Origin of the sequence: Streptomyces sp. NBC_00988 (assembly GCF_045162645.1) — a bacterium.
In the GTDB taxonomy this organism is placed as follows: domain Bacteria; phylum Actinomycetota; class Actinomycetes; order Streptomycetales; family Streptomycetaceae; genus Streptomyces.
Genome location: NZ_CP108730.1, coordinates 1,070,036 through 1,096,901, shown reverse-complemented (window position 1 = coordinate 1,096,901; position 26,866 = coordinate 1,070,036). Strand labels below are relative to the sequence as shown.

Here is a 26,866-nt window from a genome sequence, read left to right as displayed (position 1 = left end):
GTTGCGATGCGTCGTATCGAAGCAATACGGTGTATCGACATGAGACATCGCATCGCTGTGGTCGGGAGTGGCCCCGCCGGTCTTGCCTTCGCCCGCGTTCTGCACCGCCATGGTCACCCCGCCGCCGTCCTCGAACGTGATCCCGGCCCCGACGCCCGCCCTCTGGGCGGCACCTTGGACCTGCACGAAGGGCTGGGCCAGCTTGCGCTGGACAAGGCGGGGCTGCTGGCGGAGTTCCAGGAACTGTCCCGTCCCGAGGGGCAGGCCATGCGCATCCTGGACACGGACGGAACCGTCCTGCGCGACTGGCGACCCCGTCCGGACGACCGGGCCAATCCCGAGATCGACCGCGGGCAACTCCGTGACCTGCTGCTCGGTCCTCTCGACATCCAGTGGGGGCAGAGCGTGACGCAGGTGGTGCCGGGGGCCCGGGACGGCGTACGGGTCCATTTCGCCGACGGACGGCAGGAGACGTTCGACCTCGTGGTCGGCGCGGACGGCGCCTGGTCCCGGGTCCGTCCGGCCGTCTCGTCGGTGACGCCGCACTACACCGGCGTCACCTCGGTCGAGACCTCCCTCGACGACGTCGACACCCGCCACCCCGACCTCGCCCGGTTGATCGGCGACGGTTCCGTGGCTGTGTACGGCGTGAACCGAAGCCTCGTCGCCCAGCGCAACAGCGGTGGCCACGTGAAGGTGTACACGAAATTCCGTGCGCCGCTGGACTGGCACACGGACCTGGACCTGGCCGACGTCGAGGCCGTGCGATCGAGCCTGCTGGCTCTGTTCGACGGCTGGGCCGCTTCCGTCCTCGACCTCCTCCGCCACGGCACCGCTTTCGTCCACCGCCCCTTGTACGTCCTGCCCGTGTCCCACACCTGGACCCACGTCCCCGGGGTGACGCTGCTGGGCGACGCCGCCCATCTGATGCCCCCGTTGGGGGTGGGCGCGAACCTCGCGCTGCTGGAGGGCGCCGAGCTCGCCGAGTCCATCGCCACCGGCCCTGAGGATCTGGACGAGGCCGTCCGGGCCTTCGAGGTGCGGATGTGGGCGCGGGCCGGCAGGTGGGCGAAGATCACGACGGCCGGTCTGGAACGCCTGGTGAGCCCGGACCCCGCCGAAGCCCTCGCTCTCTTCGACCAGGTCCAGCCGTCCTGATCGCCCAGCGCGGAAGCACCCGGCGCCGCCCATCACCTCCTCGTCCGTGCCGCGACACGGTTCCAGGCGAAGTGGCGGGTGCCTGCGGGCGATTGCGCCGGGGCATGGGTAGTGTCCGCCCCGATGCACCGGGCCTGCGGCAGCGCGGTCCGGCAGAGGGAGGATCATCATGGCCGAGCGTGGGCACGGGGCCGTAGCGGACGAAGGGTCCGCGGCGGGGCCGCCGGAGGCTCGTCCCGCGAGCATGCGGGACACGGTGCGGCTCGCGGTGGTCATCGGGGCCCTCGGGGTGGTCTTCGGTGACATCGGGACCAGCCCGATCTACACCCTGCAGACCGTGTTCAGCCCGAGCGACCCGCACCCGGTCCCGGTCAGCACGCAGAACGTGTACGGGGTGGTGTCGCTGGTCTTCTGGTCGGTGATGGTCATCGTCACGGTCACCTACGTGCTGCTGGCGATGCGTGCCGACAACGAGGGTGAGGGCGGCATCATGGCGCTCATCACCCTGGTGCGGCAGTGGAGTTCACAGCGGGGGCGGCGCGCTGCCGTCGTACTGACCGGGCTGGGTATCTTCGGTGCCTCGCTCTTCTTCGGCGACAGCATGATCACCCCGGCGATCTCGGTGCTGTCCGCGGTCGAGGGGCTCAAGGTCGTCGAACCGTCGCTGGGCGACGCGGTCGTGCCCATCACGGCGGTGATCATCGTGCTGCTGTTCCTGGTGCAGCGGCGGGGGACCGCGGCCGTGGGGCGGGTGTTCGGGCCGATCATGATCCTGTGGTTCGTGGCCATCGGCGCGTGCGGCGTCGTAGGCATCGCCGATCACCCGGCCATTCTCCGTGCGCTGTGGCCGAGTTATGCCCTGGGCTTTCTCTTCGGCCACTTCGGCACCGCCTTCTTCGCGCTCGCCGCGGTCGTGCTCGCGGTCACCGGCGCGGAGGCCCTCTACGCGGACATGGGGCACTTCGGCCGCCGGGCCATCACCCGCGCCTGGCTGCTCCTCGTCTTCCCCGCCTGCATCCTGAGCTACTTCGGCCAGGGCGCGCTGATCCTCGCCGACCCGGACAACATCAGCAGCCCGTTCTTCCTGCTCGTGCCCCACTGGGGACGCTGGCCGATGGTCCTGCTGGCCACGGCGGCCACGGTGATCGCCTCCCAGGCCGTGATCACCGGCGCGTACTCGGTCGCCTCCCAGGCGGCCCAGCTCGGCTATCTCCCGAGGCTGCGGATCGCGCACACCTCCGAGTCCACCATCGGCCAGATCTACGTCCCCTGGATCAACTGGCTGCTCATGGTCTCGGTCCTCACCCTGGTCTTCGCGTTCCGCAGCTCCGCCGCACTGGCCTTCGCGTTCGGCATGGCGGTCACCGGCACCATCACCATCACGACCCTGCTCTTCTTCTACGTCGCCCGCGCGAAATGGGGCACGCCCATGTGGCTGATCGCCACCGGCGCGACCCTGCTGCTCTCCGTGGACCTGCTGTTCGTGGCGGCCAACCTGACCAAGCTCGTCCACGGCGCGTGGCTGCCGCTGCTGATCGGCATCACCGCGTTCACCGTCATGACGACCTGGCAGCGCGGCCGCGAGGTCGTCACCGCCGAACGCGCGGAACACGAGGGCTCCCTGCGCGAGTTCGTCGACCGACTCCGCGGCGGGGAGCGGCCGGTGCTCCAGGTTCCCGGTACGGCGGTCTTCCTCAACCGGAGCAAGCAGACGGCGCCTCTGGCCATGCGGGCCAACGTGGAACTCAACCACGTACGGCACGAGCAGGTCGTGATCCTGTCCATCGAGACCGAACCCGTGCCCCGCGTCCCGGCCGACCGGCGGATCGTCGTCGACGGCCTCGGCTACGCCGATGACGGGATCATCCACGTCACCGCCCGGTTCGGCTACATGGAGACACCGGACGTGCCCGCCACGCTGGCGATGCTCGACCCGGCCGACACCGAGGGGCCGTTGCTGCTCGACCAGGCGTCCTACTTCCTGTCGACGATCGAGCTACGGCGCGGCCCGGCACCGACGATGGCCCCCTGGCGCAAACGGCTGTTCATCGCCACCTCCCACATCACGGCCGACGCCGCCGAGCACTTCGGCCTGCCCCGCGACCGGACGATCATCATGGGCTGGCACATCGAGGTGTAGACAGGCCTGTCGTCCACGGCCCGCCGGCGCGGGTGCGGTTCAGTCCCGGTGGAGGGTGATCGTCGTCCAAAGGGCTACGTGTACGCGGTCACCGTGCTTCAACGGCACCGGCACGTAAGGGGAGATGGGGCCATCGGCGCCGTTCACCGTGGTGCCGTTGGCGGAGCCCTTGGCGATGAGGGACCAGGAGCGGCCCGCGCCGCGCTGGCCGCGAGGGCCACTCCTGTGGCTCGAACGCGGGGGAGTGCCGGGGAAGTTCCGGGGGCGGATGGCAGAAGTACCGGCGGCCAACGGTCTGTTCAGCGGGTGTCCACCCGCGATCCCCTGGCTAACCGAGGAGCAGGCCCGTGCTCACGAGAAGGAAGACGGCGCCCAGGCCCGTGAACGCGTACTCCCAGGACGTCCGTTCATGTCCGTACAGGACCAACTCGCGCGGATCGTCGGGGTCGTACCGGACGAGCACGTGGCTGCCTCCGGCCAGAGGGCGACGCTTGGACGCGGGCGCCGGCGAACCGACCTCCATGACCCGGCCGTCCTTCGTCGTGAACTGGAGCAGGGGTCGTGGGTGGTCGGCATCACCAACTGGGCCGGTGCGCTTGACCATTGCCCACACGTCCACGCCCGCACGGCGCAGACGCCGGATCCTCCGTAGGCCGACGAGGCCCGTCAGTAGCGCGACCGCGCCGCTCACGCCGGTGAGTCCGGCCATCGCGATGGCGGCTCCTTGCGGCATGCGTGGTCTCCCTCCGCGATCGTCATTTCGCCGGGCAGGATCTCGACACGATCGTAACTACGCGGCGTCGGTGCCTGGTTGGTCCGCTGATCGTGGTCCTTGGCCGCCCCTCCACGGACCCTGCGAACAGTTCACAGGGAATTACCTTTGCCGGACGCCTCGGAGCCGGCTCATCGCGGGCTGCCGCGCCTACATGGCGTTCGGGGTCGACAACCCGAATCTGTACGGACTGCTCTTCCAGCGCAACCGGCTCCTTCGCGGAGCGGAACCCCGCACCACCCCCGCGGACAAGCCGAACAAGCCGGACAACCGCAACCCAGACGCCGGGCCGTTCGCCTACCTCATGGACGGCGTCCGACTCTGCATCGCCGACGGATCCTCCGGCGTGAGAAACGTTCTGTCCACCGCGACACAATTGTGGGCAGCCATGCACGGCTATGTTCTGCTGCGCAACGGTTATGAGTTCCCGTGGCCGGACCTCGCCCAATCCGAGGTAGAGCTCATCAGCTCCATCGCGAGACTCCGCGAGCCCGACTGGCTGTGCCGCGATTCCCAGTTCGCCTGCGGAGGTGTCGGCCCGATCTGAATCACGGGGTGGATGGATGGACGAACGCACGGTCAAGCTCAACGAGTTCGCGCAGGGACTGCGTCCGCTCGTACAGGGGGTCGAGTGGTTCGAGGGCCTTGGCGCGGACGAGCAGTTCGAGATCCTGCGGGACCTGGGCGGGTTCTGTATCCAAGCCCGCGCGACGGTCGATGACGGCCCCGAGAGCGTGCGTCTGGCCGGCATCCGGCCGACGCACACTCCGGCGGTCCTGATCACGCGTGGGCAGCAGTTGCCCGCGCAGCTGACAAAGATCATCAATCTGCCGCAGGACGAGCGGGTGAGGGCATTCCGGCTGTTGGTGGCCCTGCTCGGAGTGGCAGACGGGCGCCGCCGGGAGTGGTTCTGCGCCGCCGGGTGCACCCATGCCTGGCATCAGCTGGTCCGGGGATCGGGGCCGGTGGATTCGGGCTGAACGGCGGGGTGTTGGGCCGGGGCGACACGCCCTCCCCTTACGCGAGGCTGTCAGTTTGATACCCCGGAGAGGGTCATAGCTGTACGGCCGTGCGGACCAGTCCGGCGAGGGCGAGGGAGCGGCTGTGGGCGGGCCAGGCGATGTGGGTGACGACGGGGGGTGCGTCGGTGAGGGGGACCGCGGTGTGACCGGCCCACAGCCAGGAGCGGGCGGAGTCGGGGAAGACGGCCATGGTGCGTCCGAGGGCGATCAGTTGGGCGAGCTGCGTCTGGTCGTGGATCTCGGGGCCCGGGCCGGGCGGGTACGTGCCGTGGTGGGGCCAGCGGGCGGGCGGAAGACCGGGGATGTCGCTCACGTCGGCCAGGGACAACGTCCTGCGCGCGGCGAGAGGGTGCCCGGCCGGCAGCACGGCGATCTGCCCCTCCGTCATCAGCGCCTCGCTGTCGAACCCGGCGAGGGAGTTGTACGGCGCGTGCATGAGCGCCACGTCGGCACGGCCGTCGCGCAGCAGCTCCGGCTGCTCGCACATGCCGCACGGGAGCACCTCGATCTCGGCGGCACCGGGCTCGGCCGCGTAGGCGTCGAGAAGCTTCCGCAGCAGCTCGTGGGACGCGGCGGCCTTCACCGCCAGCACCAGGCGGTCGCGGGGGCCGCCCGGACCGTCGGCGCCACCGGCGCGACGGGCGCGGCGAGCGGCGGCGGTGCTCGCGTCGAGGGCGGCGCGGCCCTCGTGCAGCAGTACCTCTCCGGCGCCGGTCAGGGCGACGCCGCGGCGGTTGCGCTCCAACAGGCTTACGCCAAGGCGCCGTTCGAGCTGCTGGATCGCCCGGGACAACGGTGGTTGGGCCATGCCGAGACGCTCGGCGGCGCGGCCGAAGTGCAGTTCCTCGGCGACGGCCAGGAAGTACCTCAACTCGCGGGTCTCCAGGGCGTCCATGGCCCCAGCGTAGCTTCCGGGTGATACCCACCGGGTATGACAGGGCACCGTAACGGTGTTGGCCGCACAGCTCGTCCGCGAGCGACCATCAACGGCATGAGCGAAACGAAGACCGCGAAGACCGCGCTGGTGACCGGCGCGAACAAGGGAATCGGGTACGAGATCGCGGCCGGGCTGGGCGCCCTCGGGTACCGGGTGGGCGTCGGAGCCCGCGACGAGGCCCGGCGCGAAAGTGCCGTGGAGAAGCTGCACGCCGCCGGGGTGGACGCGTTCGGGGTGCCGCTGGACGTGACCGGCGACCGGAGTGTCACCGCTGCCGCGGAACTGATCGAGCGGTGGGCCGGGCGCCTGGACGTCCTGGTCAACAACGCCGGTATCTCAGGGGACATGGGGCCGGGCTGGATCCAGGACCCGACCACGCTCGACCTCGACCTGGTCCGCACGGTCGTGGAGACCAACGTCGTCGGTGTCATCCGGGTGACCAACGCGATGCTGCCGCTCCTGCGGCGCTCGCCGTCACCCCGCATCGTCAACATTTCCAGTGCTGTCGCCTCCCTGACCCGGCAGGCGGACCCGGCCATCGACATCGGCCCCGTCATGGCGGCCTACGCCCCGTCGAAGTCGTTCCTCAACGCCGTCACCGTGCAGTACGCCCGGCAGCTGGCCGACACGAACATCCTGATCAACGCCGCCTGCCCGGGCCTGGTCGCAACCGACTTCACCGGCTTCCACGGACCCCGCACCCCCGAGCAGGGCGCGGCCACAGCGATCCGGCTGGCCACGCTGCCCGACGGAGGCCAGACCGGCTCGTTCTTCGAGGACGACGGGGTCGTTCCCTGGTAGCCCGCGACCTGTGGTGACCACGCCGTAAATCCCAAGGTGGCGTACCCAACGCCACGGCCGGACCGCCGACTCACTCGTTCGGCCCCGCCCCGCTGCGGGCAACCAGCCCGCGGCCGACGCTGGGAAAGCCGACCGCACGCCGGTGAAGTGCCCGTGCCTCCGCCCGGGCCGCCCGTGGTCGCGGCATGAAGGCGTGACGGCGTGAAGGCATCAAGGAGGGACGGCGTTCATGGCGAAGGCTTACCTGGTGGGAAGTGGTGTCGCGGCGTTGTCGGCGGCGGCGTTCCTGATCCGTGAGGGTGGGTTCGTGGGGTCGGACATCCTGCTGCTTGAGGAACAGGACCGGGAAGGCGGCAGCCTCGACGCGGCCGGTTCGCCCGAGACCGGGTACACGATGCGTGGCGGGCGGATGTTCGAGATCCACTTCGACTGCACGTACGACCTGCTGGGCTCGATCCCGTCGCTCGACGACCCGTCGAAGTCGGTGACCGAGGACACCTTCGCCTTCCACGAGGACTTCGCCTGGGACGACCACGCCCGCCTCGTCGACGGGGCGGGCAAGGTGGTCGACACGCACTCCATGGGCTTCTCCGAGCGCGACCGGCTGGAGCTGGTGAAGTACGTGGGCACCCCGGAGCGGCTGCTGGACGGCAAGCGCATCACGGACTGCTTCAGCGAGGGCTTCTTCCGTACGGACTTCTGGTGGATGTGGTGCACCACGTTCGCCTTCGAGCCGTGGCACAGCGCGGTCGAGTTCCGCCGCTACCTCAACCGCTTCGTGCACCTCTTCAAGACCTTCGACTCCATGTCGGGGATCTACCGGACCCGCTTCAACCAGTACGACTCCATCGTGCGCCCTCTGTCGAAGTGGCTGACCGAGCAGGGGGTCAGCGTCCAACTCGGCACGCGGGTAACCGACTTGCGGCTGGCCGAGGGGGACGCGCTCACCGTCGAGGCTCTCACCTGGACGCGGGCGGGCCGTAGCGGGGAGACGGTGCTCGGCCCCGGTGACCTGGTGTTGGTCACCAACGGTTCGATGACCGCCGACTCCACGCTCGGTTCCACCGACACCGCGCCCGTGCTGGACACCTCCGGCGAGGGGGGATCCTGGCGGCTGTGGGAGACGCTCGCGGCGAAGAGGCCGGGCCGGGTAGGTGACCCGTCTGTCTTCAACTCCTCGATCACGGAGTCCACTTGGGCGTCCTTCACGGTCACGACGAAGGATCCGACGTTCTTCGAGGTGATGGAGAGGTTCAGCGGCAGCGAGGCGGGCAAGGGCGGGCTGATCACGTTCAAGGACTCCACCTGGCTGCTGACCATCGTCCTCAACCACCAGCCGCACTTCCGCGAGCAGCCCGAGGACACCTTCGTGTGGTGGGGTTATGGCCTCTTTCCGGACAGGAAGGGCGACTTCGTCCGCAAGCCGATGCGCGAGTGCACCGGCCGGGAGATCCTGGACGAGGTCCTGCACCACCTCCGCTTCGAGGAGGGCCCGCAGATCCTCGACCACTCGATCGTCATCCCGGCGCTGATGCCGTACATCACCAGCCAGTTCCTGGTGCGCAGTTCGGGAGACCGCCCGCAGGTCGTCCCGGAGGGCTCCACCAACCTGGCCTTCATCGGCCAGTACGCCGAGGTCCCCGACGACGTCGTCTTCACCGTCGAGTACTCGGTACGCACCGCCTGGACCGCCGTAGCCCAACTCCTGGGCCTGGACCGGCAACCACCCCCGGTCTACAAGGGCGGACACGACCCGAAGGTCCTGGTCGAGGCCCTCCAGACGATGCACCGCCGCTGATCAGCCGGACGAATGGACGAGAACACCCCTGACATCGGCAAGCCAACTGGCCCTAAGATGCCGGGGTTTGAGCACCTGCAGCACTACCAGCTCCAGCAAGGCAACAACCGCACCACCTATGCGTGCGACCGGGGGAAGCCGGTGGGAATCCGGCGCTGACCTGCAACCGTGTGCGGCCCGGCAGGGTCGCGAGTCGGGGCACCCGGCGTGTGTCGTGTTCCGTACCGCTTTCCACTGTCATGGTCCGCAGCGCGAAGCCGAGAACCCTGGCCCGCCGGCGTGTTCGTCGCGCGGGCCGCTCGGTGCCGTCCGCGGGCCCGCCCACGCCAGGAAGGCAACCCCTTGTGCGCCGAGCTGCCCACCGCGTCGGAGATCTCCCGGCTGGTGAGCCGGTCCTGGTCCAGGTCCGCACTGGTCACCACCGGGACGGAGGCCACCTCGCGCGGCGGCCAGTCGCACTCGTGCGTACGTCCGACCAGCCGCGCGGACAGCCCCAGTTCGGCGACGATGTCGGTCGCGGCGGGCAGCAGGGAGACGATGCGCATGCCGCGACCCTACGACCCCGGCTCCGGCGTCAGGCGCCCCAGCGCACGGCGATCGTGTCGCCGACGTTGATCACCTGATCGCGGGTCGCGCCGGTGAAGGCGCCGCCGTCGACGCTCACCTTCCAGGTCCCGGAACCGCTGTTGGCCTTGCCATTGAGCGTGTGATCGTGCCCGTGCCGGACGAGGGGGTCACGCCGGTCACGCAGCCCGAGGGGGTGGCGGCGCTCGTCGCCGCGTCGAGGACGGCGCCCAGCGTCGTCGTGGTGCCGGTCGGGGTGAGCGCCACTGAGCACACCCCGAGGGCGCCCGCACCGTCGTCCACGGTCAGCGCCAGCTTCGTTGCCGTACCCGAAGTGAAGGCGGTCTGGCCCACCCACTGCGGGGCGCCGCTGGTGACCGGGGTCGGCGGGGCGGCGGTGAAGCCACCGCCAACTACCGCGCGCAGCCCGTCGAGTGAGGCGTAGGCAGACGGACTCGTGTCGCTGGGCAGGTACTTGAAGCCGCCGCCCGGGTTGAACTGCTGGGCGATCAGGAAGTCCAACGGTGTCTTGCCCAGGGAGGTGAGGAAGTCACCCGTCTGCGGGTTGATGCCACAGGCGTTGAGACCGGAGACCGCCCAGCCGTTGGAGTCGGTGTTGACGCCGAACAGGGCGTTTGATCGCGCCGCTGGCCGCGACCAGTCTGCTCTTCAGGAACGCCTTCGCCTGCACGATGTCGGTGTCCGTGTTCGGCACCCCCGACACGCACAGGGCCGCCATCGCCGCCCCGGTCATGCCGATGTCGCTCGTCGCCGCGAGCTGGGTCGCGTTGCCCTCGGCCTTGCTGTAGTTCCAGCCGCCGTTGTTGTGCTGGTTGGCGCGGAGCCGCGTGATGATCGTGTCGCGCAGAGCCGGCGGGACGCGCTGCACTCCGGACTGCGTCTTCGCGCCGTTCAGGGCCAGCGCGGCGAAGACGGTGCCGTTGAAATTGGCGGACGGACCGAAGTAGCCGGCCTCCGCCGGCTGCCAGTAGCCGTAGATGTCCGCGACGAGATTGCGCCCGGCGGACACCCGGGCCGGATCGATCCCGGCGGCGTACGCGTTCAGCGTCCCCCGCTCGTAGTCGGTGACCACGGGGGTGGCCGAGGGCCAACTCGCCGTCGACAGAAGGGTCCGGTAGACCGATCTGGCGTTCTTGCTCGCGTCCCCGCCGGGCGTCACGTCCACGGCGGCGGTGCCCGCCGCGGCGAACGCGCTGAACGCCCACTCGTTGGACAGCCCCGACCCGGCGGTTACGGCCACCTGAGCGCATACGGTATCGAGAAGATCGTCCGCGACCAGCGGGTCCACCAGATCCTGGAAGGAACCAACGAGATCATGCGCGTCATCGTGACCCGCGGCCTGACGGAGGTGTTCGGATGAACGGCACCGACGACTCCGTACTCGTACGTGTCGAGGGGCGCGCCGCGTACCTCACCCTCAACCGCCCCAAGGCACTCAACGCCCTCACCCACCAGATGGTTCGCCGTATCGACGCGGCCCTGACGGCTTGGGAACACGACCCGTCGGTGGAAACCGTCGTCCTCACGGGCGCGGGGGAGCGGGGCCTGTGCGCGGGTGGCGACATCCGCGCCATCCACAACGACGCGCGGGACGGGGACGGTTCGGCGTCGGCGGCCTTCTGGCGCGACGAGTACCGGCTCAACTCCCGTATCGCCCGCTACCCGAAGCCGTATGTCGCCGTCATGGACGGCATCGTCATGGGCGGCGGCGTCGGCGTCTCCGCGCACGGCGGCTTCCGCATCGTCACCGAACGCTCGCGCATCGCCATGCCCGAGACCGGCATCGGCTTCGTACCGGACGTAGGCGGTACCTACCTCCTCGGCCTCGCGCCCGGCGAGATCGGCACCCACCTGGCGCTGACCGGAGCCTCGGTGGGCGCGTCCGACGCCCTGCACTGCGACCTCGCCGACCACTACATCCCCTCCGAGTTCCTGCCCCAACTCCTCGACGACTTCGCCCACATGCCGGTACGGGAGGTCCTGGGCCGGTACGCGCGCGAAGCGCCCCCCGGTGAACTGGCGGAGGCACGGGCCTGGATCGACGCCTGCTACGCGGCCGACACCGTCGAGGAGATCATCCAGCGCCTCCTCGACCACGGCTACAGCGCGGCGAAGCAGGCCGCCGAAACCCTCCTCGCCAAGTCGCCCACCGCACTGAAAGTCACCCTCGTCGCACTCCGCCGGGCTCGCCGACTCGGCCCGCTGGAGAGCGTGTTGAACCAGGAGTACCGCGTCTCCTGCGCTGCCCTGGCCACCCCCGACCTGGTGGAGGGCATCCGTGCCCAGGTCATCGACAAGGACCGCACCCCGCACTGGTCACCGCCCTCGCTCGCCGAGGTCACCGACGCGGACGTCGAACGCTTCTTCGCACCCCTCGGCGAGCGCGAACTCGGCCTCGCCGTACCGGACATCACTCAGTAGTTGTCGTGGTGGGCAGGACCGTAACAACGTTCATCGGACTGGGACACATGGGCGGCCCTCACCCTGGAGATGGAGGTCGGCACCGGCGCGGACGTGGTGATGACCATGCTGCCCTGACCCAGGCGGTGGCTCAGCGTCGTGCCGCCGCCAGCGCCGCGCGGATCTCGTCGGCGGACGCGGGCGCGGCCGGCTGGTTCCTGTATCGGTCGCCCTTGGTCACCGAGTACGGCGCGCAGAAGACCGGGGCGCCCACCTGCGAGCGCCAGCTTTCGGCGAGCGGTCCCATGTCCACGGCGTCGAATCCGAGCAGCGAGAGCAACTCGGTGGCATGCTTCTTCGCGCCCGGGTCGTCGCCGGCGATCGGCAGGGACGTGCGATCGGCCGCGTTCACGGGGCGCGGCAACGCCCTGAGGTGTTGGTAGTTGATGTTGTTGAACGCCTTCACGACGTGCGCCTCGACCAGGTGCCGCTGGAGCAGTTCGCTGTCGGTGAGTTCCCGCGCTTCGAGTTCCGGGATGGTGCCGTCGCGCGGTGCGAAGTAGTTGCCGGTGTCGATGACCGTCCTGCCGACGAGGGGCTCCCGGGGAACCGTCCCCACGGCGCCGACCGGGATCGTCACGACCACCCAGTCCCCAACGGCCGCCGCTTGCGCGGGAGTTGCCGCACGGGCCTGCGACCCCAGTTCGTCCACGAGGCCGGAAAGCGTCCCCGGCCCCCGCGAGTTGCTCAGCACGACGTCCAGTCCGGCGTCGACCGCCAGCCGGGCGAGTGTGCTGCCGATGTTTCCACTGCCGATGAGTCCAAGTGTCGCCATGCCGGGAACAACCTCCCGATTGAGTGCCGATCAGCGGTGACTGCTGAAATCGATGACGAGCCGCCGGGTGATCAGAAGACGTACGGGATGTCGTGGATGACGTCCTGGTGCCGGATCCGCCACACCCCGTCGGTCCGCCGGAAGGTGAAGCGGTAGTACCCGGACTCGATCGGCTTGATGGTGCCCTGCGCGCCGAACGTGCCGGCGGGCCAGCCGCCCTCGGGCTTCCCGGCTCCGACGACGTCGAAGGTGATGAACTGGGTGTCGATACTGGCCTCGTCGCCGTCGACGGAGACCAGGTGGTCGTAGGTGGTGTGGTGGCTCCAGCCCAGCGGCGGGTGCGGTGCCATGGCCGTGGACATGGCCGCCGCGATCTGCGCTCCGCCGGAGAGCTTGCCCAGCAGCTCCGTCCCGTCGGGCCCGCGGTGGTAGTGGACCTCGACGACCGCGTCGGCCTCGTAGAGCTGCGCCAGCGCCTCGCCGTCGCGCTGGTCGGCGGCCCGGGTGTAGCGGGAAACGATCTGCCTTATCTCGGTCTCGGTGCTCATGGCGTTCTCCGGTTCTCTCAGGCGGGCGCCTGGGGCGGCCGCAATATGCATGTGTGAAAAGTACATATCCTTCGACAGAAGTGCAACAGTAAGAGTTGCTAATATGGGTGCATCGGGACTCAACCGGACCGAGCGGCGGACGAGGCGGAAGAAAAGGGGTACGACCATGCTGGACGTGCGGTTCTCCAGCGCGCTGAAGGCCATGCTCCTGCTGGGCCATGCCGAGGAGTCGGGCAGCCCCGTCCTCAGCTCGACCCAGCTCGCCAGGAGTCTGGACACGAACCCGAGCCTGGTGCGCAAGCTGATGGTCCCGCTGGTGCAGGACGGTCTCGTCGCGTCCATCAAGGGCCGCAGCGGAGGTGTCCGCCTCGGCCGACCCGCGGACCGGATCACGCTGGAGGAGATCTACCGCTCGTCCGTCGGCGACAAGCCGCTGTGGGCCCCCCGGCGGGAAGGACCCCGGGAGTGCCTGGTCACCAACCACTCCGCCGAGTACTTCCTCAGGCTCACCGACGAGACCGAGGCGGCCGTCCTCCACGCACTGGCGGGCCGCACCCTCGCCGACAGCCTCGACGAACTGCGCGCCATCGACCGGGCCGCCGCCACTCCGGCTCCGGAACCGCCGCTCCTCGCGCGCGGCCACTAGCCGCTCACCAAGTGCCGAACAAGTTTGCTTTAACTAGAGGGATCCACACGGAGTCGGCGGCCTAGTCTCTGAGGCGGATGATCAACCCCCCTCACCCGTAGGAGCGCATGTGACGCAACTCCGGCAGCAGTCCACAAGACGCACCGCTGTCCTCCGCCGCAGCGCAGTCGTGGCCACCGTTCCCGTCGCCCTCGCGGCCCTGCTCGCGGCCGCCGCGCCCGCAGGCGCCACGACGATCGGTTCGGCCGGCGCGGGAGACCCGTACTTCCCGCTCTCCGGCAACGGCGGCTACCACGTCGCCCACTACGACCTGACGCTCCGTTACGACCCGACGAGCCGCCGGCTCGACGGCAAGGCGGTCCTCACCGCCCGCGCCACCGAGAAGCTCACCCGCTTCGACCTCGACTTCAAGGGCCTCAAGGTCACCGGTCTCACCGTCGACCGCGCCAAGGCGGACTTCCGCCGCGACGGACAGGAACTCGTCGTCACCCCGCGCCGGGCCGTCCGCAAGGGGCAGCGGTTCCAGGTCACCGTCACGTACAGCGGCGTCCCCAAGCAGGTCACCGACCCGGACGGCTCGGCCGACGGCTGGATCGCCACCGACGACGGCGCCTTCGTGGCCGGTGAGCCGCAGGGCGCGATGACGTGGTTCCCGGCGAACAGCCACCCCAAGGACAAGTCGTCGTACGACTTCACGATCACGGTCCCGCAGGGGCGCACCGCGGTCGCCAACGGCGTGCTCCTCGGGCAGCGGACCGCGCACGGTAAGACCACGTTCCGCTGGCACGCGCCGGAGCCGATGGCCGCCTACCTCGCCACCGCGACGGTCGGGAAGTTCAAGGTCGAGCAGTACACCACCCGCGACGGTGTGAAGGTGTACAACGCCGTCGATCCGCGTGAAGCCGCCGCCGCAGCACCGGTGTTGAAGAAACTGCCCTCCGTCCTGGAGTGGGAGAGCAAGCTGTTCGGGCCGTACCCGTTCCGCTCGGCCGGGTCGATCGTCGACCACGCGCCGGACGTCGGGTACGCGCTGGAGACGCAGGGGCGGCCGATCTACGACTCGGCGCCGGACCTCAGCACCCTCGTGCACGAAAACGCCCACCAGTGGTTCGGGGACTCCGTGTCCCTCACCGCCTGGAAGGACATCTGGCTCAACGAGGGCTTCGCGACCTACACGGAGTGGCTCTACAGCGAGCAGCACGGCGGCAAGACCGCCCAGCAGACCTTCGACGCGCTGTACGCCCGCAAGGCGACCGACGACCTGTGGGCGTTCCCGCCCGGCGACCCGGGCAGCGGCGCGAACATCTTCGGCACGCCGGTCTACGCCCGCGGCGCCATGGCCCTGCACGAACTGCGCCTGGCCGTCGGCGACAAGACCTTCTTCGCGATCCTGCGGGACTGGGCGGGCGCACACCGCTACGGGCACGGAACCACCGCGCAGTTCGTCAGCCTGGCGGAGCGGAAATCGGGCACAAGCCTGGATGCCCTCTTCCACACCTGGCTCTACACGAAAGGCAAGCCGACCAAGCCGTAGGAGCTGACGAGTTCCTCACATGTGTCGGTCATCGTCGACTCATGATCACTCGTATTCCCTCGGTCGCACTCGTCGCCGCATCCGTTCTCCTCACGGGATGCGGCGGCGGTGCGCTGGCGGCGACGGACCACACGTCCGCCCCCACTCCCGCCTCCTCGTCCGCGCCGTCGCCCTCGTCGGAGATATCCGCCGAGGCGGCGCCCCGCCAACTCCCGGGCGTGGGGCCGAAGATGCTGGCGCGCATACCGGCGAGCACCGAACAGGTCGTCCTGGTGACCGGCCGGGGCGAGGACTCGCCCCTCTCCACCCTCGCCCTGTACGAGCGCACCGACGACGGCTGGCAGCAGACCGCGAGCTGGGCCGCGCACAACGCGCTCAAGGGCTGGTCCGACCACCACATGGCCGGTGACCTGCGCTCGCCGATCGGTGTCTATTCGCTCACCGACGCGGGCGGACTGCTCAAGGACCCCGGCACCAAGCTGTCGTACGACCACGGGACGGGCTTCGTCTCGCCCGGCACCGGTTTCGAGGGCGAACCCCTCGCCGGGTCCTTCGACTACGTGATCGCCATCAACTACAACCGGCAGCCCGGTACTTCACCCCTCGACTGGACCCGCCCGCTCGGCGCCTCGCGCGGCGGCGGCATCTGGATCCACGTCGACCACGGCGGCCCCACCCACGGCTGCGTCAGCATCGCCGAGGACCACATGAAGGAACTCCTGCGCACCCTGGACCCGGCCCGGCACCCCGTCGTCGTCATGGGCGACGCCGCCGCACTCGACCACTGACCGCTTAGGATCCGCCAGGTGTGCGCACATGTGCTGGTCGCCGAGGACGACGAGATGCAGGCCGAGCTGATACGACGCTCCCTGCTGACGGAAGGCCACACCGCGACAGTGGTCCACGACGGGGCCGCCGCCATCGAGGCGGCCCGGAGACTCAGACCCGACCTCGTGGTGCTCGACCTCATGCTGCCGGTGATCGACGGCTTCGGGGTGTGCCGGGTGCTGCGCGGCGAGGACGACATCCCCGTCCTGATGCTCACAGCCCGCTCCACCGAGGACGACGTCCTGCTCGGCCTCGAACTCGGCGCCGACGACTACATGACCAAGCCCTACAGCCCGCGCGAGCTGATGGCCCGCATCCGCACGGTCCTGCGGCGCAGCGGCCGCACCACCGAGGACCGGCAGGAGGACACCGTCGTACGGGCGGCGGGGCTGTCCGTCGACGCGGTACGGCACGAGGTGCGCTGCGACGGGGCGCCCGTCGACTGCACACCGGCCGAGTTCGAGATCCTCCTCGCCATGATCGCCGAACCCGAACGGGTCTTCTCCCGGCGGCAGTTGCTCCAGTACACCCGGGGCCTCGACCGGGCTTCCACGGAACGGGCCGTCGACGTGCACATCATGAACCTGCGCAAGAAGATAGAGGCCGACCCGCGACGGCCGGTCCGGCTGCTGACCGTGTTCGGCGTCGGCTACAAGCTCCGCGGCGGCCGCGCGTGAGGCCCCGGATACCGCTGCGCAAGCGGTTGTTGGTCCGGCTGCTCGTCGCCACCGTGCTGATCGCCGTCTGTTCCGTCGGGGCGACGGCCTGGCTCGCGGTGACGACCACCACCCGGGCCATCCGGGAGGAACAGGGCCAGGACCTCGCGGACGACATGCGCATCCTCGCGCAGCTCAGCGGATACGCCGCGACCCACCCCGAGTGGAAGGGCGTCGCACCCACCGTCCGCGCACTGTCGAAGAAGATGGGCCGGCGCATCGCCCTCACGACCTCCGACCGCGCCCTCATCGCGGACTCCGCACCGCACGGCACCTCCCTGCCGCCCCGCGCCGCCGCGAGCGTCGACCCTCTGCACACCGACACGTACACGGAGCCCGGCGCACAGCTCAGCGGTCTCGACCCCCGGGTCGTCGGCCCGTACCGGGTGACCGCGAAGGAGCGGGTCCGGCTTGAGGGGCTCGCCAAGGAGCGCCAGGCGTGCTTCAAGCAGAACGGCATCGACACGACCATCACGATGACGCCGAGCGGCCGTCCCGTCCTCACCGACGCGGACGGCAACGACGCCAATGATTCTGTGCCGGAGCCGTGCGCCGACGGGAAGCTCAACACCCCGACCACCACCGAGAGCAAGGCGCTGAAGAGCCTGATCGTGAGCGCCCAGCCCTGCCTGATACAGGGAGGCGTGAGCTTCAAGGTCCCGTACTTCGGCGTCGACGTCTTCGACAAGAACCTCGGCTCGCGCTACGTCACGGGCGCGTACAGCAAGCTGGGCGACGCGGCCGCCATACGCAAGGCGGAGGCCTGCACCGACAGCGCCCGCCGTGCCCAACTCGACCCCTACGTGGCGCCGGTGGCCGAACTCTTCCTGGGCGGCGGGAACACCACCGCACCCCGCTTCGCCGTCTCCCCGGCGAACAAGGCCAAGGTCGTCGGCGCGGCCGCCGCGGTCCTCGCCCTCACCGTCCTCGTCACTGCGGTGGTCGCGACCCGGCTCGTACGACCCCTGCGCGCACTGACCGAAGCGGCCCAGCAGCCGCCGGAGCTGCACGTCCGGGTACCGGTGAAGACCCGGGACGAGGCCGGCATCCTGGCCGAGGCGTTCAACGACCTCACTGAACGCCGGGAACGCATGGAGGCCCAGCGCAAGGCCATGGTCAGCGACATCGCCCATGAACTCCGCAGCCCCCTCACCAACATCCGCGGCTGGCTTGAGGTCACCCGCGACGGCTTCGTCGAACCCGACCCGGCCCTCCTCGGCTCCCTGCACGACGAGGCGATGGTCCTCCAGCGCGTCATCGACGACCTCCAGGACCTCGCCGCCGCCGACGCCGGCACCCTGCGCCTGCACCGCGAACCCGTGCGTGTCGAGGACCTCGTCGACCAGGTCGTCGCCGCCTACCGCGTCTCCGCCGACACGGCCGGGGTCGCCCTCACCGGCAAGACGGACAACTCCCTCTGGCTGGAGGCGGATCCGGTCCGCATGCGCCAGGTCCTCGGCAACCTCGTGTCCAACGCCCTGCGCCACACCCCGGCCGACGGCACCGTCACCGTGACCACATGGCGCGACGGCGACGACATCGTCCTGACCGTCGCCGACACCGGCACCGGCATCGCGCCCGAGAACCTCGCGCACGTCTTCGAACGCTTCTGGCGCGCCGACCAGTCCCGCAGCCGCCGCACCGGAGGCAGCGGCCTGGGCCTGTCCATCGTCCGCGACCTGGTCGCCGCCCACGACGGCACGGTCGAGGCGACGAGCGAACCCGGCGCCGGTTCCGTGTTCACGCTGCGCCTGCCGAACTCCGCTGCGCCAGAGGGAGATTGACGCTCACTCAATTCACAGTGTCGTCGGTGGAGTTGGTGCCCGTCACTGCTCCCGCAGCCCCCACGGCGAGCCGTATTCCGTCAGCAGATCCAGGAACGGCCCGGCCGGGAACGCCTCCGGCCCCAGCACACCCGAACCGCTCCACGCCCCCGTGGCCAGCAACTCCAGCGCGATCACCGGGTTGATCGCGGTCTGCCAGACCACGGCCTGGGAGCCGTACTCCGCCATCGACCACTGGTTGTCGACCACGTGGTAGAGGTACACCTCGCGCGGCGCCCCGTCCTTCGTGCCACGCACCCACGTGCCCGCACAGGTCTTGCCGTGCATACGGTCGCCCAGTGTCGCGGGGTCGGGCAGACAGGCGGCCACAACATCACGCGGCGACACGGCAGTTGGCCCCGCGGCACTCGGCACGGTGACCGGCTCGGTGCGGTCAAGTCCCAGCAGGTGCAGGGTCTTCAGGGTCTCGATGAACTCGTTGCCGAGCCCGTACTTGAAGGTGACGCGGCGCGCGTCGACCCAGCGAGGCACGAGCAGCACCTCCTCGTGCTCCACGTTCACGCACTCGACCGGACCGATGCCCTCGGGGAAGTCGAACACCTCAGGCTCACTGAACGGTTCGGTCGTGAACCAGCCGCGCTCGGCCTCGTACACGACCGGGGGATTCAGACACTCCTCGATCGTCGTCCAGATGCTGAAGGAGGGCGCGAAGTCGTAGCCGTCGACGGTGAGGTTCGCCCCGTCGCGGATGCCGATCTCCTCGATCTCGTCGAAGAGTTCATCGGCCGCGTACCGCGCGAACACGTCCGAGAGCCCCGGCTCCACACCCATGCCGACGAGCGCCAGCGCGCCTGCCTTCTCCCAGTCGTCCGCGTCGGCGAACTGCGCGTCCCCGAGCTTGACCCCGCACTCCTCGTACGGCCGCTCCGGATGAGGCCGGGACAACGACATGGCCATGTCGAGGTAGTTGGCGCCTGCGGCACGCGCCGCACGGAACAGGGGCAGGACGAAGCGCGGGTCGGTCGCGTTCAGCAGCACATCGCACTCGTGCGCACGCAGCGCCGCTACGACCGCCTCCTCGTCGCTCGCGTCCAGCCGCTCGGCGCGGAACCGGGCGCCGTCCACCCCGAGCGCGGCGACCGCGGCCTCCGCGCGGGACAGGTCGTAGTCGGCGACCACCATCGCGTCGAAGAACGGACGCCGGGCCGCGATCCGCGTGACCGCGGTCCCCACACCACCGGCTCCCACGAGCAGTACACGCATGACAAGAACTCCTTCACTGCCGATATCCCCGGCACGTCACGAAAGTCGGTGGGGCCCCTGCCGGAGATACAACGCCGGTCGCACGGATAAGGTCAATGGCGTTGGCATAAGAGGACTGGGAGGCCGTGATGCCGAAACCGGTGGTGTCCGAGGAGAAGCGGCGACGGCGCCGTCCCACCAAGAGCGGCACGGTCCTCTCCGAGCAGATGATCGTCGACACGGCCCTGCGCATGCTGCGCGAACACGGCAGCGCGGGCCTCACCGCCCGCCGCCTGGGCCTGGCCCTGGACGCCGACCCCAGCACGCTCTACCGCTACTTCCGCGGCATGGACGAACTGACCCTCGCCATCGGCGACGCCCTCGTCGGACAGGCGCTGCGCGGCTGGGAGCCGACGGGGGAGTGGCGCGCCGACCTGCGCGCGATCGGCCTGCGCATCCACGCCGCGTACGTCGCCCACCCGCAGGCTGCCCAGCTCACCGCGAGCCGGGTCACCGGCCGGGCCAATGAACTGGCCGCCGACGAGGCGGTGTTGGACGTTCTGCGCACGGCCGGGTTCCCGCTGCCGGACACCGTGCGCATCTACCACGCGTTCATCGACCAGACCCTGGCCTTCGCCGCCCTAGACGCCGCGTCCCTGGCCCTGCCGAGCGATTCGCTCCACGCCGACGAGGACATGTGGCGCTCGACGTACGCCCGTCTACCCCGCACCACCCACCCCCGCATCGCCGAGGCGGCCCCACTCCTGGCGTCCCGCATGGTCGACAGCGCGTATCCGACGGCGTTGGAGATGCTGCTGGACAGCGCAGCCATCCAGCTGAAGTCCGCACGCCCCTGAGCAGGCGTGATGTCCACCCCCTGCGGCAGCGTCCCGAAAGGGGCGCGGGGCTGTGTCTATATACGGCTCCGCCGTGTGCGCGCGACCAGCCACGACGGCGCACCGCTCAGCCCCGCAACGCCCCCGCCGCCGTCCCCATGACCGCCGCCGCCACGGCCGCCAGCGCCGGTGAGTCCAGCTTCCACTGCTGCCAGTACAGCGGTACGTCGACCGACCGCTCCGGCGCGAAGTCGACCAGCCGCCCGGCATTCAACAACGGAGCGGCCTGCATCTCCGGCACCATGCCCCACCCCAGGCCGGCGGCGACGGCCTCGACGAACCCCTCCGAGGTCGGCACGAGATGCCGTACCGCACTCGCACCGCCCTGCCCGCGCCGCAGCCGCCGTACGAAGGCGTCCTGGAAGTCGTCGAGCCGGTCGAAGGTGATCACCGGTGCCTCGGCCAGCGTGTCCCGCAGCGGGCCGCCGGCCAGATACGTCTCCTTGAACTCCGGGCTCGCGACCGGGAGGTAGCGCATCCGTCCCAACGCGCGCACTGAGCACCCCGGTACGGCGTCCGGGGACGAGGTGACCGCCGCCATCACCAGGCCCTCGCGCAGGAGAGCCGCCGTATGGTCCTCGTCCTCGCGGCGGAGTTCGAAGCAGACCTGGAGTTCGCGCGGGACGCGGGTGAGCGCGCCCAGGAACCAGGTGGCCAGGGAGTCGGCGTTCACGGCGATCGTCACCCGGGTCGCCTCGCCGGCGCCGCTCATGCCGAGCTCGGCGCGCGCGTCCCGTTCCAGGCGGGCCAGTTGGCGGGCGAAGCGCACGACCACCTCGCCGGACTCCGTCGTCCGGACCGGCTTGGTGCGCAGGAGCAGGACCCTGCCCGTGCGCTGCTCCAGGGCCTTCACACGCTGGCTGACCGCCGAGGGCGTCACATGCAGCGCGGAGGCCGCCGCGTCGAACGTGCCCTCGTCCACCACCGCGAGCAGCGTCCGTACCTGGTCGAGGGGAAGCTCCGAAACCATCACGAGCGCTAATGTTACGTAAGAATCTTTAGCTGTACTCCAGTCACCGGTATCCCTAGCGTCGAGAGCATGACCAACGCCCTCTCCGCAGCGGCCGCCGGATTCGGCACCGGCCTCTCGCTCATCGTCGCCATCGGCGCCCAGAACGCCTTCGTCCTGCGCCAGGGCATCCGCCGCGACGCGGTCCTCGCCGTGGTCGGCATCTGTGCCCTCTCGGACGCGCTCCTCATCGCGCTGGGCGTCGGCGGGGTCGGCGCGGTCGTGGTCGCCTGGCCGGGCGCGCTGACGGCGGTCGGGCTCATCGGCGGCGCCTTCCTGCTCTGCTACGGCGTCCTCGCCGCCCGCCGGGTCTTCCGCCCCGCCGCCCTGCAGGCCGAGGGCGAGTCGACCGGCTCGCGCCGCCGGGCCGTCCTCACCTGCCTGGCGATGACCTGGCTCAACCCACACGTCTACCTGGACACCGTGTTCCTGCTCGGCTCCATCGCCGCCGCCCGCGGCCCGCTGCGCTGGACCTTCGGACTCGGCGCCGTCTGCGCCAGCCTGTGCTGGTTCACCGCGCTCGGCTTCGGCGCCCGCCTGCTCAGCCGTTTCCTCGCCAAGCCCTCGGCCTGGCGGGTGCTGGACGGCCTGGTCGCCGCGACGATGATCGGTCTCGGCGCAACGCTGGTGGCCGGAGCGTGAGATGGGGATTCGGCAGCAACAGCCGGTGCTGCGATAGTGAACCCTGGTCGATTAGATGTAGCGAGCAACCAGGAAGCCAGTGGACACGAGCGAGAGCACCGACAGCGGCACGGAACCCGAATCGCGGAAAGAGTCGCAGAAAGACCGGGATCCGGCGACCGGCCCCCGGCGCGGCTGGCGCCGCTGGGCGATGGACACCCGCCCCCTGCGCATCCCCGCCTACCGCCGTCTGTGGTCCTCGACCATCGTCACGGCCGTCGGCAGCCAGCTCACCGCCGTCGCCGTACCCAAGCAGATCTACGACATCACCGGCTCCTCCGCCTGGGTCGGCGCCGCCAGCATGGCCGGCCTGCTGCCGCTCATCGTGTTCGCGCTGTGGGGCGGCTCGCTCGCCGACAGCATGGACCGCCGCAAACTGCTGCTGATCACCAACAGCGGCATAGCCGTGACCTCGGTGCTGTTCTGGGTCCAGGCGGCCACCGGGCTCAACTCGGTGACCGCGCTGATGGTGCTGCTCGCCATGCAGCAGGCCTTCTGGGGCCTCAACGCGCCCGCCCGCAACGCCTCCATCGCCCGCCTGGTCCCCGCCGGGCAGCTGCCCGCGGCCAACGCCCTCGGCTCGACCGTCATGCAGACAGGGCAGGTCGTCGGACCGCTCCTCGCGGGCGTCCTCATCCCGGTCATCGGCCTGCCCGAGCTGTATCTCATCGACGCGCTGGCCCTGTGCGTGACGCTCTGGGCGGTCGTCAAGCTGCCCTCGCTGCCGCCCCTGGAGTCCGCGACACCGCGCCGCGCGGGCTGGCGCGAGGTCGCCGCAGGCTTCCGCTACATCTCGCTGCACAAGGTGCTGCTGCTGTCCTTCCTCGCCGACATCATCGCGATGGTCTTCGGCATGCCCCGCGCCCTGTTCCCGCAACTCGCCGCCCAGACCTACGCGCCCTACGGCGAGGGCCTCGCCCTCGGCATGCTGTTCGCGGCGATCCCCATCGGCGCGGTGGTCGGCGGACTGTTCTCCGGGACGTTCTCGCGGGCGCGCCGGCACGGCTGGATGGTGATCGGCGCGGTCGTCGCCTGGGGAGCGGCCATCACCGGCTTCGGGCTGAGCAGCAACCTGTGGATCGGCGTGGCCTTCCTGGCGGCCGCCGGTGTCGCCGACATGGTCTCCATGGTGTTCCGCGGGGCGATCCTGCTGTCCGCCGCGACCGACGAGATGCGCGGCCGTATGCAGGGCGTCTTCACCGTGGTGGTGGCCGGTGGCCCGCGCCTCGCCGACGTCCTGCACGGCACGGCCGGTTCGGCCCTCGGCACGCGTACGGCGGTCGCCGGCGGCGGCATCCTGGTCATCGTCATCATGCTGGCCCTGGCCGCCGCGGTCCCGGCGCTGCGCCGCTACCGAATCTGACCTCACACCGGCCGATGGAGCGCGTAGTGCTCCATCAGCTTGCTGCGGGTCATCGCCAGCCGGTGCGCGAGGATCTCCGCGACGATCCGGACCAGGGACAGCCCGAGCAGTGGATCCTCCACGCACAGGGCGAGCACGGCCGAGGCGTCGAACTCGTAGGCCCGCACGGCACTGAACGCCTCCGCGCCGAAGTCCCACTGGTACGGCGGGAACAGCCACGACCAGCCGAGCAGGTCGCCCGCGCCGAGCGTGGCCACGGTGACCCGCTGCTGCGGGGTGACCTGCTGGTCGAGCGAGACGGCGCCGGAGCGGACGACCCAGAAGCGGTCGGCCGTGCCGCCCGCCTCGAAGATCCTGGAGTCCTCGGCGAACGAGACCTCCCGCGCGACCTCCATCAGCCGTTCGCGCTGGGCCTGGGGCAGGGCGGTCAGCAGTTTTATCGCTTTGGTCATGGCACAGGGCTCCTCGCCGGCAGCGGATCCGGAATTCTCCCTACGCCCATTTCAGCCTCTGTCGACGTCCCGGGCACCTCGGGGGACGGAATCGGGGCATGAAAAAGCCCTGGCTGGACGGGGGAGACCAGCCAGGGCCGTAAGCGGTGGCTCGGGGGACGGTACGGTCGACCCCGTATCCACGTATGAATGAACCGTAAACCATCGACGGGCATTTCGTACCCAGTTCAACCGGTCGCGTGACCGGTTTCACTTCGCGGCATGCCGACCGGGGGCCACGATCTCGTCCAGCACCCGCAGAACGGCCTCGTAGGCCACTTCCCTCACGGCGTCGCCCTCTTGCGACCACGTCTGCACCTCCTGGGCGGCGAAGGCCCGGGCCCGCTGGATGCGCCGCAACAGTTCGTCCGAGTCCACGACATCAGTCATGTCCGTCGCCTACCCAGGCGCGCGCAGTTCACTTCACCGGCGCCGCGATCGGCACGCCGAGCGGCCGGGCCAGGCCGGTCACGGCCTCGTCGAGGCGCTGCAGATGCCGCAGCACACGGTCCGTGACGCGCCCGTAGCGCGGGGTCCCCGGTGTCCCGGGCCGCAGCAGGGACGCGATGCTCGGCCCGGTCTCGATCTCGCCGACACCGTCCCCGTCGGCGACGTACGCGCCGATCACCCCGATGTTGTGCACGATCCGGCGCCCCGCCTCACGCAGCCGGGGATCGGCCGCTATCGACGGATGCGTGGGCAGCAGCTCGGCGGTCGCCGCCAGATACCGCGCGTGATACGCGCAGGTCTCCAGCAGCGCGACGACATACCGCGCCGTGTCCCGCCGCGCCCGCAACGGCGTGATCGGGTGCGTCAACGGCTGCGTGGACGCGCTCAGATCGGCCAGCGCCTGGTCCAAGTCCCGTGCCTTGTCGAGCAGTTCGGCCGCGGCCCCGCCGCTGAGCTGGTCGACGGCGGCCTCGGTGACGTCCGTGAGCCGCGCCAGCACGGTGCCGAGCAGTTCGTTCGTACGGCGGTCCGTGTGCACCGGCAGCACCAGCGCCGCCGCGACCACCCCGCAGGCCGCGCCGAGCGCCGTCTCCTCGATCCGCAGCAGCAGCACCGACGCGCTGTAGGTGTGCAGCAGCGTGTAGAGCAGGCCCAGCATCGCGGTGACGAAGAAGGACATCAGGGTGTACGACAGCGGTGCCGTGTAGAACATCGCGAAGATGAACAGCAGCACCAGGGCGAACGCCGTCCACGTGTGATGACCGACCAGGCCCGCGAGCCCGATGCCGGCCACGACACCCAGGACCGTGCCCAGCAGCCGCCGGTAGCCCTTGACGAGGATCTCGCCCGTGGACGAGGTGTTGAGGAACACGATCCAGCAGGTCAGCACCGCCCAGTACCAGCGCTGACTGGACAGGAACTCGCCGCCGATGATGGCCAGGGAGGATCCGACGGCGACCTGCACGGCGGCCCGCGTGGTCGGCCGCCTTAGCCCGGTGCGCTCCGCGTCCTCCTGCTCGGCCTCCTCGCTGCCCGCGATGGCGACGTCCTCCGCGTCCAGCTCCTCGCGCGAGCGGGTTGTCGCGGGCGTGTCCTCCGACTCGTCCTGCGGCCCGTCCACGGCGATCCGCAGCCCCAGCACCGCACGCCCTGCCTCCCCGATGCCCCGGAACACGTCCTGGACGGCGTCCGGGGCGGGCGGCAGGTTCTCCTCCTCGCGATAACCGAGCAGCCGGTTGCGCACATGCGCCAGCCCGGTACCCGAGTCCGTGCCCGCCGGCCGCAGGACGAGCAGGCGCAGCGCCTCCAGATCGCGGCGCAGCGTGTCGGTCGCCTCGTCCCGCACCGGCAGCCGGTCGGCCAGGGGGACCGGTGCGCCCGGCAGATGCAGGGTGAGGGTGTGCCCCCGCTCGGCGCTACGGGCGGTCAGCAGCAGGAGACCGAGCCGTTCGGCGGCGACCTCGGCGTCCGCGATACGGCGCTGCACGAGCCGTGCCACCGTCTCGTCGGAGGTGCCGTCCTCCAGCCGGCCCTGGATCAGCAGCGCCGTCTCGTGCAGGCGCGCGGTGCCCTCCCGTACGTCGACGAGGGCCTTCTCCATGTCGTCGGGGCCGGCGTCGAGCAACGCGAGCTGCGCGGTGACGAGTTGGGCGAACCGCGCCCGGAACGCCCGCCGCAGCCGGTCCAGCGTCCCCGTGGGCGTCTCCGGCACCAGCGCGAACCGCACCAGCGCGCTGCACGCGAAGGCGACGCCGATCACGCCGTAGAGCCGAGGCAGTGCGGAGACGGTCGCGCCGACGAACAGGGACAGGAAGTAGATCTGGAAGCCGATCAGACCGAGGGCCGTGCCGCGTTCGCCGAACCGGCGGCTGTAGACGGCGCCGAAGATCAGCAGGACGAAGAAGACGTCACCGGCGACCACCCGGGAGTTCAGCAGCGCGCTCAGCGACACCGAGGCCAGTGCCACCGGCAGTCCCAGTGCGAGCGTCACCGCCTGCTGGGTGCGCTGTTTCTCGCGGATGGCGAACGTGGAGACCATCGCCGCCATCGCGCCGGCGACCAGATGCGGCACGGAGGCGTGCAGCAGGGAGAGCACGGTCAGCGTGAGGGCGATCGAGGCCACCGTCCGCAGTCCGGCCGTCAGCCGCAGCAGTCCGGGATCGGACGCCGCGACGCGATACCGCACCCGTGCCCACGCCGCCCGTCCCGCTGCCCTCACGCCGCCGTACTC

25 protein-coding genes, 2 pseudogenes and 1 riboswitch are annotated in these 26,866 nt (G+C 70.3%); of the genes and pseudogenes, 16 read left to right on the top strand and 11 right to left on the bottom strand.

Annotated elements, in window-relative coordinates; all coding sequences use genetic code 11:
• Window positions 1-39 precede the first annotated feature (39 nt).
• Both OG496_RS05175 and OG496_RS05170 read left to right on the top strand, forming a co-directional pair.
• Complete coding sequence (locus OG496_RS05175) at window positions 40-1,158, top strand: FAD-dependent oxidoreductase (protein ID WP_405969771.1); 1,119 nt, start codon at window positions 40-42, stop codon at window positions 1,156-1,158.
• A gap of 169 nt (window positions 1,159-1,327) precedes the next feature.
• Window positions 1,328-3,298 carry a potassium transporter Kup gene (locus tag OG496_RS05170; RefSeq protein ID WP_405969770.1) on the top strand — a complete coding sequence of 657 codons (1,971 nt, stop codon included), beginning with the start codon at window positions 1,328-1,330 and terminating at the stop codon, window positions 3,296-3,298.
• A gap of 39 nt (window positions 3,299-3,337) precedes the next feature.
• Here the strand turns inward: OG496_RS05170 and OG496_RS05165 are convergent, their stop codons facing one another.
• Together OG496_RS05165 and OG496_RS05160 are read right to left on the bottom strand one after the other, a co-directional pair.
• The gene (locus OG496_RS05165) at window positions 3,338-3,589 is read right to left on the bottom strand and encodes an FHA domain-containing protein (protein WP_405969769.1); all 252 of its coding nucleotides are present in this window, start codon (window positions 3,587-3,589) and stop codon (window positions 3,338-3,340) included.
• 37 nt (window positions 3,590-3,626) lie between these two features.
• Window positions 3,627-4,031 carry a DUF3592 domain-containing protein gene (locus OG496_RS05160; protein ID WP_405969768.1) on the bottom strand — a complete coding sequence of 135 codons (405 nt, stop codon included), beginning with the start codon at window positions 4,029-4,031 and terminating at the stop codon, window positions 3,627-3,629.
• On the opposite strand from OG496_RS05160, the gene OG496_RS05155 reads away from it, so the two are divergent.
• Together OG496_RS05155 and OG496_RS05150 are read left to right on the top strand one after the other, a co-directional pair.
• A complete protein-coding gene (locus OG496_RS05155; RefSeq protein ID WP_405976563.1) occupies window positions 4,012-4,617 on the top strand; it encodes a TetR-like C-terminal domain-containing protein in 606 nt (201 codons plus the stop codon). The genes OG496_RS05160 and OG496_RS05155 overlap by 20 nt on opposite strands.
• A 16-nt stretch (window positions 4,618-4,633) precedes the next feature.
• Window positions 4,634-5,050 carry a DUF5958 family protein gene (locus OG496_RS05150; protein ID WP_405969767.1) on the top strand — a complete coding sequence of 139 codons (417 nt, stop codon included), beginning with the start codon at window positions 4,634-4,636 and terminating at the stop codon, window positions 5,048-5,050.
• A gap of 73 nt (window positions 5,051-5,123) precedes the next feature.
• Here the strand turns inward: OG496_RS05150 and OG496_RS05145 are convergent, their stop codons facing one another.
• Window positions 5,124-5,987 carry a LysR family transcriptional regulator gene (locus tag OG496_RS05145; protein WP_405969766.1) on the bottom strand — a complete coding sequence of 288 codons (864 nt, stop codon included), beginning with the start codon at window positions 5,985-5,987 and terminating at the stop codon, window positions 5,124-5,126.
• 96 nt (window positions 5,988-6,083) lie between these two features.
• Here OG496_RS05145 and OG496_RS05140 point away from each other — a divergent pair, with 96 nt between their 5' ends.
• Together OG496_RS05140 and OG496_RS05135 are read left to right on the top strand one after the other, a co-directional pair.
• Window positions 6,084-6,830, top strand: a complete 747-nt coding sequence (locus OG496_RS05140; RefSeq protein WP_405969765.1) for an SDR family oxidoreductase — start codon at window positions 6,084-6,086, stop codon at window positions 6,828-6,830.
• A 229-nt stretch (window positions 6,831-7,059) separates the two neighbouring features.
• Window positions 7,060-8,628: an oleate hydratase gene (locus OG496_RS05135; protein WP_405969764.1), complete on the top strand. Its 1,569-nt coding sequence runs from the start codon at window positions 7,060-7,062 to the stop codon at window positions 8,626-8,628.
• Window positions 8,629-8,721: 93 nt separating this feature from the next.
• A riboswitch (cobalamin riboswitch) is annotated at window positions 8,722-8,853 on the top strand.
• 349 nt (window positions 8,854-9,202) lie between these two features.
• On the opposite strand, the pseudogene OG496_RS05130 reads toward OG496_RS05135, so the two are convergent.
• Window positions 9,203-10,441 (bottom strand): annotated as a pseudogene (locus tag OG496_RS05130) (hypothetical protein); the annotation flags it as partial.
• On the opposite strand from OG496_RS05130, the pseudogene OG496_RS05125 reads away from it, so the two are divergent.
• Together OG496_RS05125 and OG496_RS05120 are read left to right on the top strand one after the other, a co-directional pair.
• Window positions 10,439-10,573 (top strand): annotated as a pseudogene (locus OG496_RS05125) (acyl-CoA dehydrogenase family protein); the annotation flags it as partial. The pseudogenes OG496_RS05130 and OG496_RS05125 sit on opposite strands and share 3 nt — an antisense overlap.
• Window positions 10,570-11,634, top strand: a complete 1,065-nt coding sequence (locus OG496_RS05120; protein WP_405969763.1) for an enoyl-CoA hydratase/isomerase family protein — start codon at window positions 10,570-10,572, stop codon at window positions 11,632-11,634. The pseudogene OG496_RS05125 and the gene OG496_RS05120, both read left to right, overlap by 4 nt.
• A gap of 130 nt (window positions 11,635-11,764) precedes the next feature.
• Here OG496_RS05120 and OG496_RS05115 read toward each other — a convergent pair whose 3' ends face one another.
• Window positions 11,765-12,448, bottom strand: a complete 684-nt coding sequence (locus tag OG496_RS05115) for an NADPH-dependent F420 reductase (protein ID WP_405969762.1) — start codon at window positions 12,446-12,448, stop codon at window positions 11,765-11,767.
• Window positions 12,449-12,519: 71 nt separating this feature from the next.
• Complete coding sequence (locus OG496_RS05110; protein ID WP_399388465.1) at window positions 12,520-12,996, bottom strand: nuclear transport factor 2 family protein; 477 nt, start codon at window positions 12,994-12,996, stop codon at window positions 12,520-12,522.
• 166 nt (window positions 12,997-13,162) lie between these two features.
• Here OG496_RS05110 and OG496_RS05105 point away from each other — a divergent pair, with 166 nt between their 5' ends.
• The 5 genes from OG496_RS05105 to OG496_RS05085 all read left to right on the top strand — a co-directional run bounded on the left by OG496_RS05105 (window position 13,163) and on the right by OG496_RS05085 (window position 18,504).
• Complete coding sequence (locus tag OG496_RS05105) at window positions 13,163-13,642, top strand: RrF2 family transcriptional regulator (RefSeq protein ID WP_405969761.1); 480 nt, start codon at window positions 13,163-13,165, stop codon at window positions 13,640-13,642.
• Window positions 13,643-13,751: 109 nt separating this feature from the next.
• Entirely contained in the window at window positions 13,752-15,176 is a 1,425-nt protein-coding gene (locus OG496_RS05100) for a M1 family metallopeptidase (protein WP_405969760.1), read from the top strand.
• A 41-nt stretch (window positions 15,177-15,217) separates the two neighbouring features.
• Window positions 15,218-15,964 carry a L,D-transpeptidase family protein gene (locus tag OG496_RS05095; RefSeq protein ID WP_405969759.1) on the top strand — a complete coding sequence of 249 codons (747 nt, stop codon included), beginning with the start codon at window positions 15,218-15,220 and terminating at the stop codon, window positions 15,962-15,964.
• Between the two features lie 18 nt (window positions 15,965-15,982).
• On the top strand, window positions 15,983-16,681 hold the full coding sequence (locus tag OG496_RS05090) for a response regulator (protein ID WP_405969758.1): 699 nt from the start codon (window positions 15,983-15,985) through the stop codon (window positions 16,679-16,681).
• The gene (locus OG496_RS05085; protein WP_405969757.1) at window positions 16,678-18,504 is read left to right on the top strand and encodes an ATP-binding protein; all 1,827 of its coding nucleotides are present in this window, start codon (window positions 16,678-16,680) and stop codon (window positions 18,502-18,504) included. Before OG496_RS05090 ends, OG496_RS05085 begins: the two co-directional genes overlap by 4 nt.
• Before the next feature lie 42 nt (window positions 18,505-18,546).
• Here OG496_RS05085 and OG496_RS05080 read toward each other — a convergent pair whose 3' ends face one another.
• On the bottom strand, window positions 18,547-19,767 hold the full coding sequence (locus OG496_RS05080; RefSeq protein WP_405969756.1) for a saccharopine dehydrogenase family protein: 1,221 nt from the start codon (window positions 19,765-19,767) through the stop codon (window positions 18,547-18,549).
• Window positions 19,768-19,895: 128 nt separating this feature from the next.
• Between OG496_RS05080 and OG496_RS05075 the strand changes: the two genes are divergently transcribed.
• Window positions 19,896-20,603, top strand: a complete 708-nt coding sequence (locus OG496_RS05075; protein ID WP_405969755.1) for a TetR/AcrR family transcriptional regulator — start codon at window positions 19,896-19,898, stop codon at window positions 20,601-20,603.
• 106 nt (window positions 20,604-20,709) lie between these two features.
• Here OG496_RS05075 and OG496_RS05070 read toward each other — a convergent pair whose 3' ends face one another.
• Entirely contained in the window at window positions 20,710-21,612 is a 903-nt protein-coding gene (locus tag OG496_RS05070; RefSeq protein ID WP_405976562.1) for a LysR family transcriptional regulator ArgP, read from the bottom strand.
• 69 nt (window positions 21,613-21,681) lie between these two features.
• Between OG496_RS05070 and OG496_RS05065 the strand changes: the two genes are divergently transcribed.
• Together OG496_RS05065 and OG496_RS05060 are read left to right on the top strand one after the other, a co-directional pair.
• Entirely contained in the window at window positions 21,682-22,293 is a 612-nt protein-coding gene (locus tag OG496_RS05065; protein WP_405969754.1) for a LysE/ArgO family amino acid transporter, read from the top strand.
• A 79-nt stretch (window positions 22,294-22,372) separates the two neighbouring features.
• Window positions 22,373-23,695, top strand: a complete 1,323-nt coding sequence (locus OG496_RS05060; protein WP_405969753.1) for an MFS transporter — start codon at window positions 22,373-22,375, stop codon at window positions 23,693-23,695.
• Window positions 23,696-23,697: 2 nt separating this feature from the next.
• Here OG496_RS05060 and OG496_RS05055 read toward each other — a convergent pair whose 3' ends face one another.
• From OG496_RS05055 to OG496_RS05045, 3 genes are all read right to left on the bottom strand, one after another.
• Window positions 23,698-24,147, bottom strand: a complete 450-nt coding sequence (locus OG496_RS05055; protein ID WP_366492431.1) for a cyclic nucleotide-binding domain-containing protein — start codon at window positions 24,145-24,147, stop codon at window positions 23,698-23,700.
• A 249-nt stretch (window positions 24,148-24,396) separates the two neighbouring features.
• A complete protein-coding gene (locus tag OG496_RS05050) occupies window positions 24,397-24,576 on the bottom strand; it encodes a hypothetical protein (protein WP_399388450.1) in 180 nt (59 codons plus the stop codon).
• A gap of 28 nt (window positions 24,577-24,604) precedes the next feature.
• A complete protein-coding gene (locus tag OG496_RS05045; protein WP_405969752.1) occupies window positions 24,605-26,854 on the bottom strand; it encodes an FUSC family protein in 2,250 nt (749 codons plus the stop codon).
• Window positions 26,855-26,866: the final 12 nt, after the last annotated feature.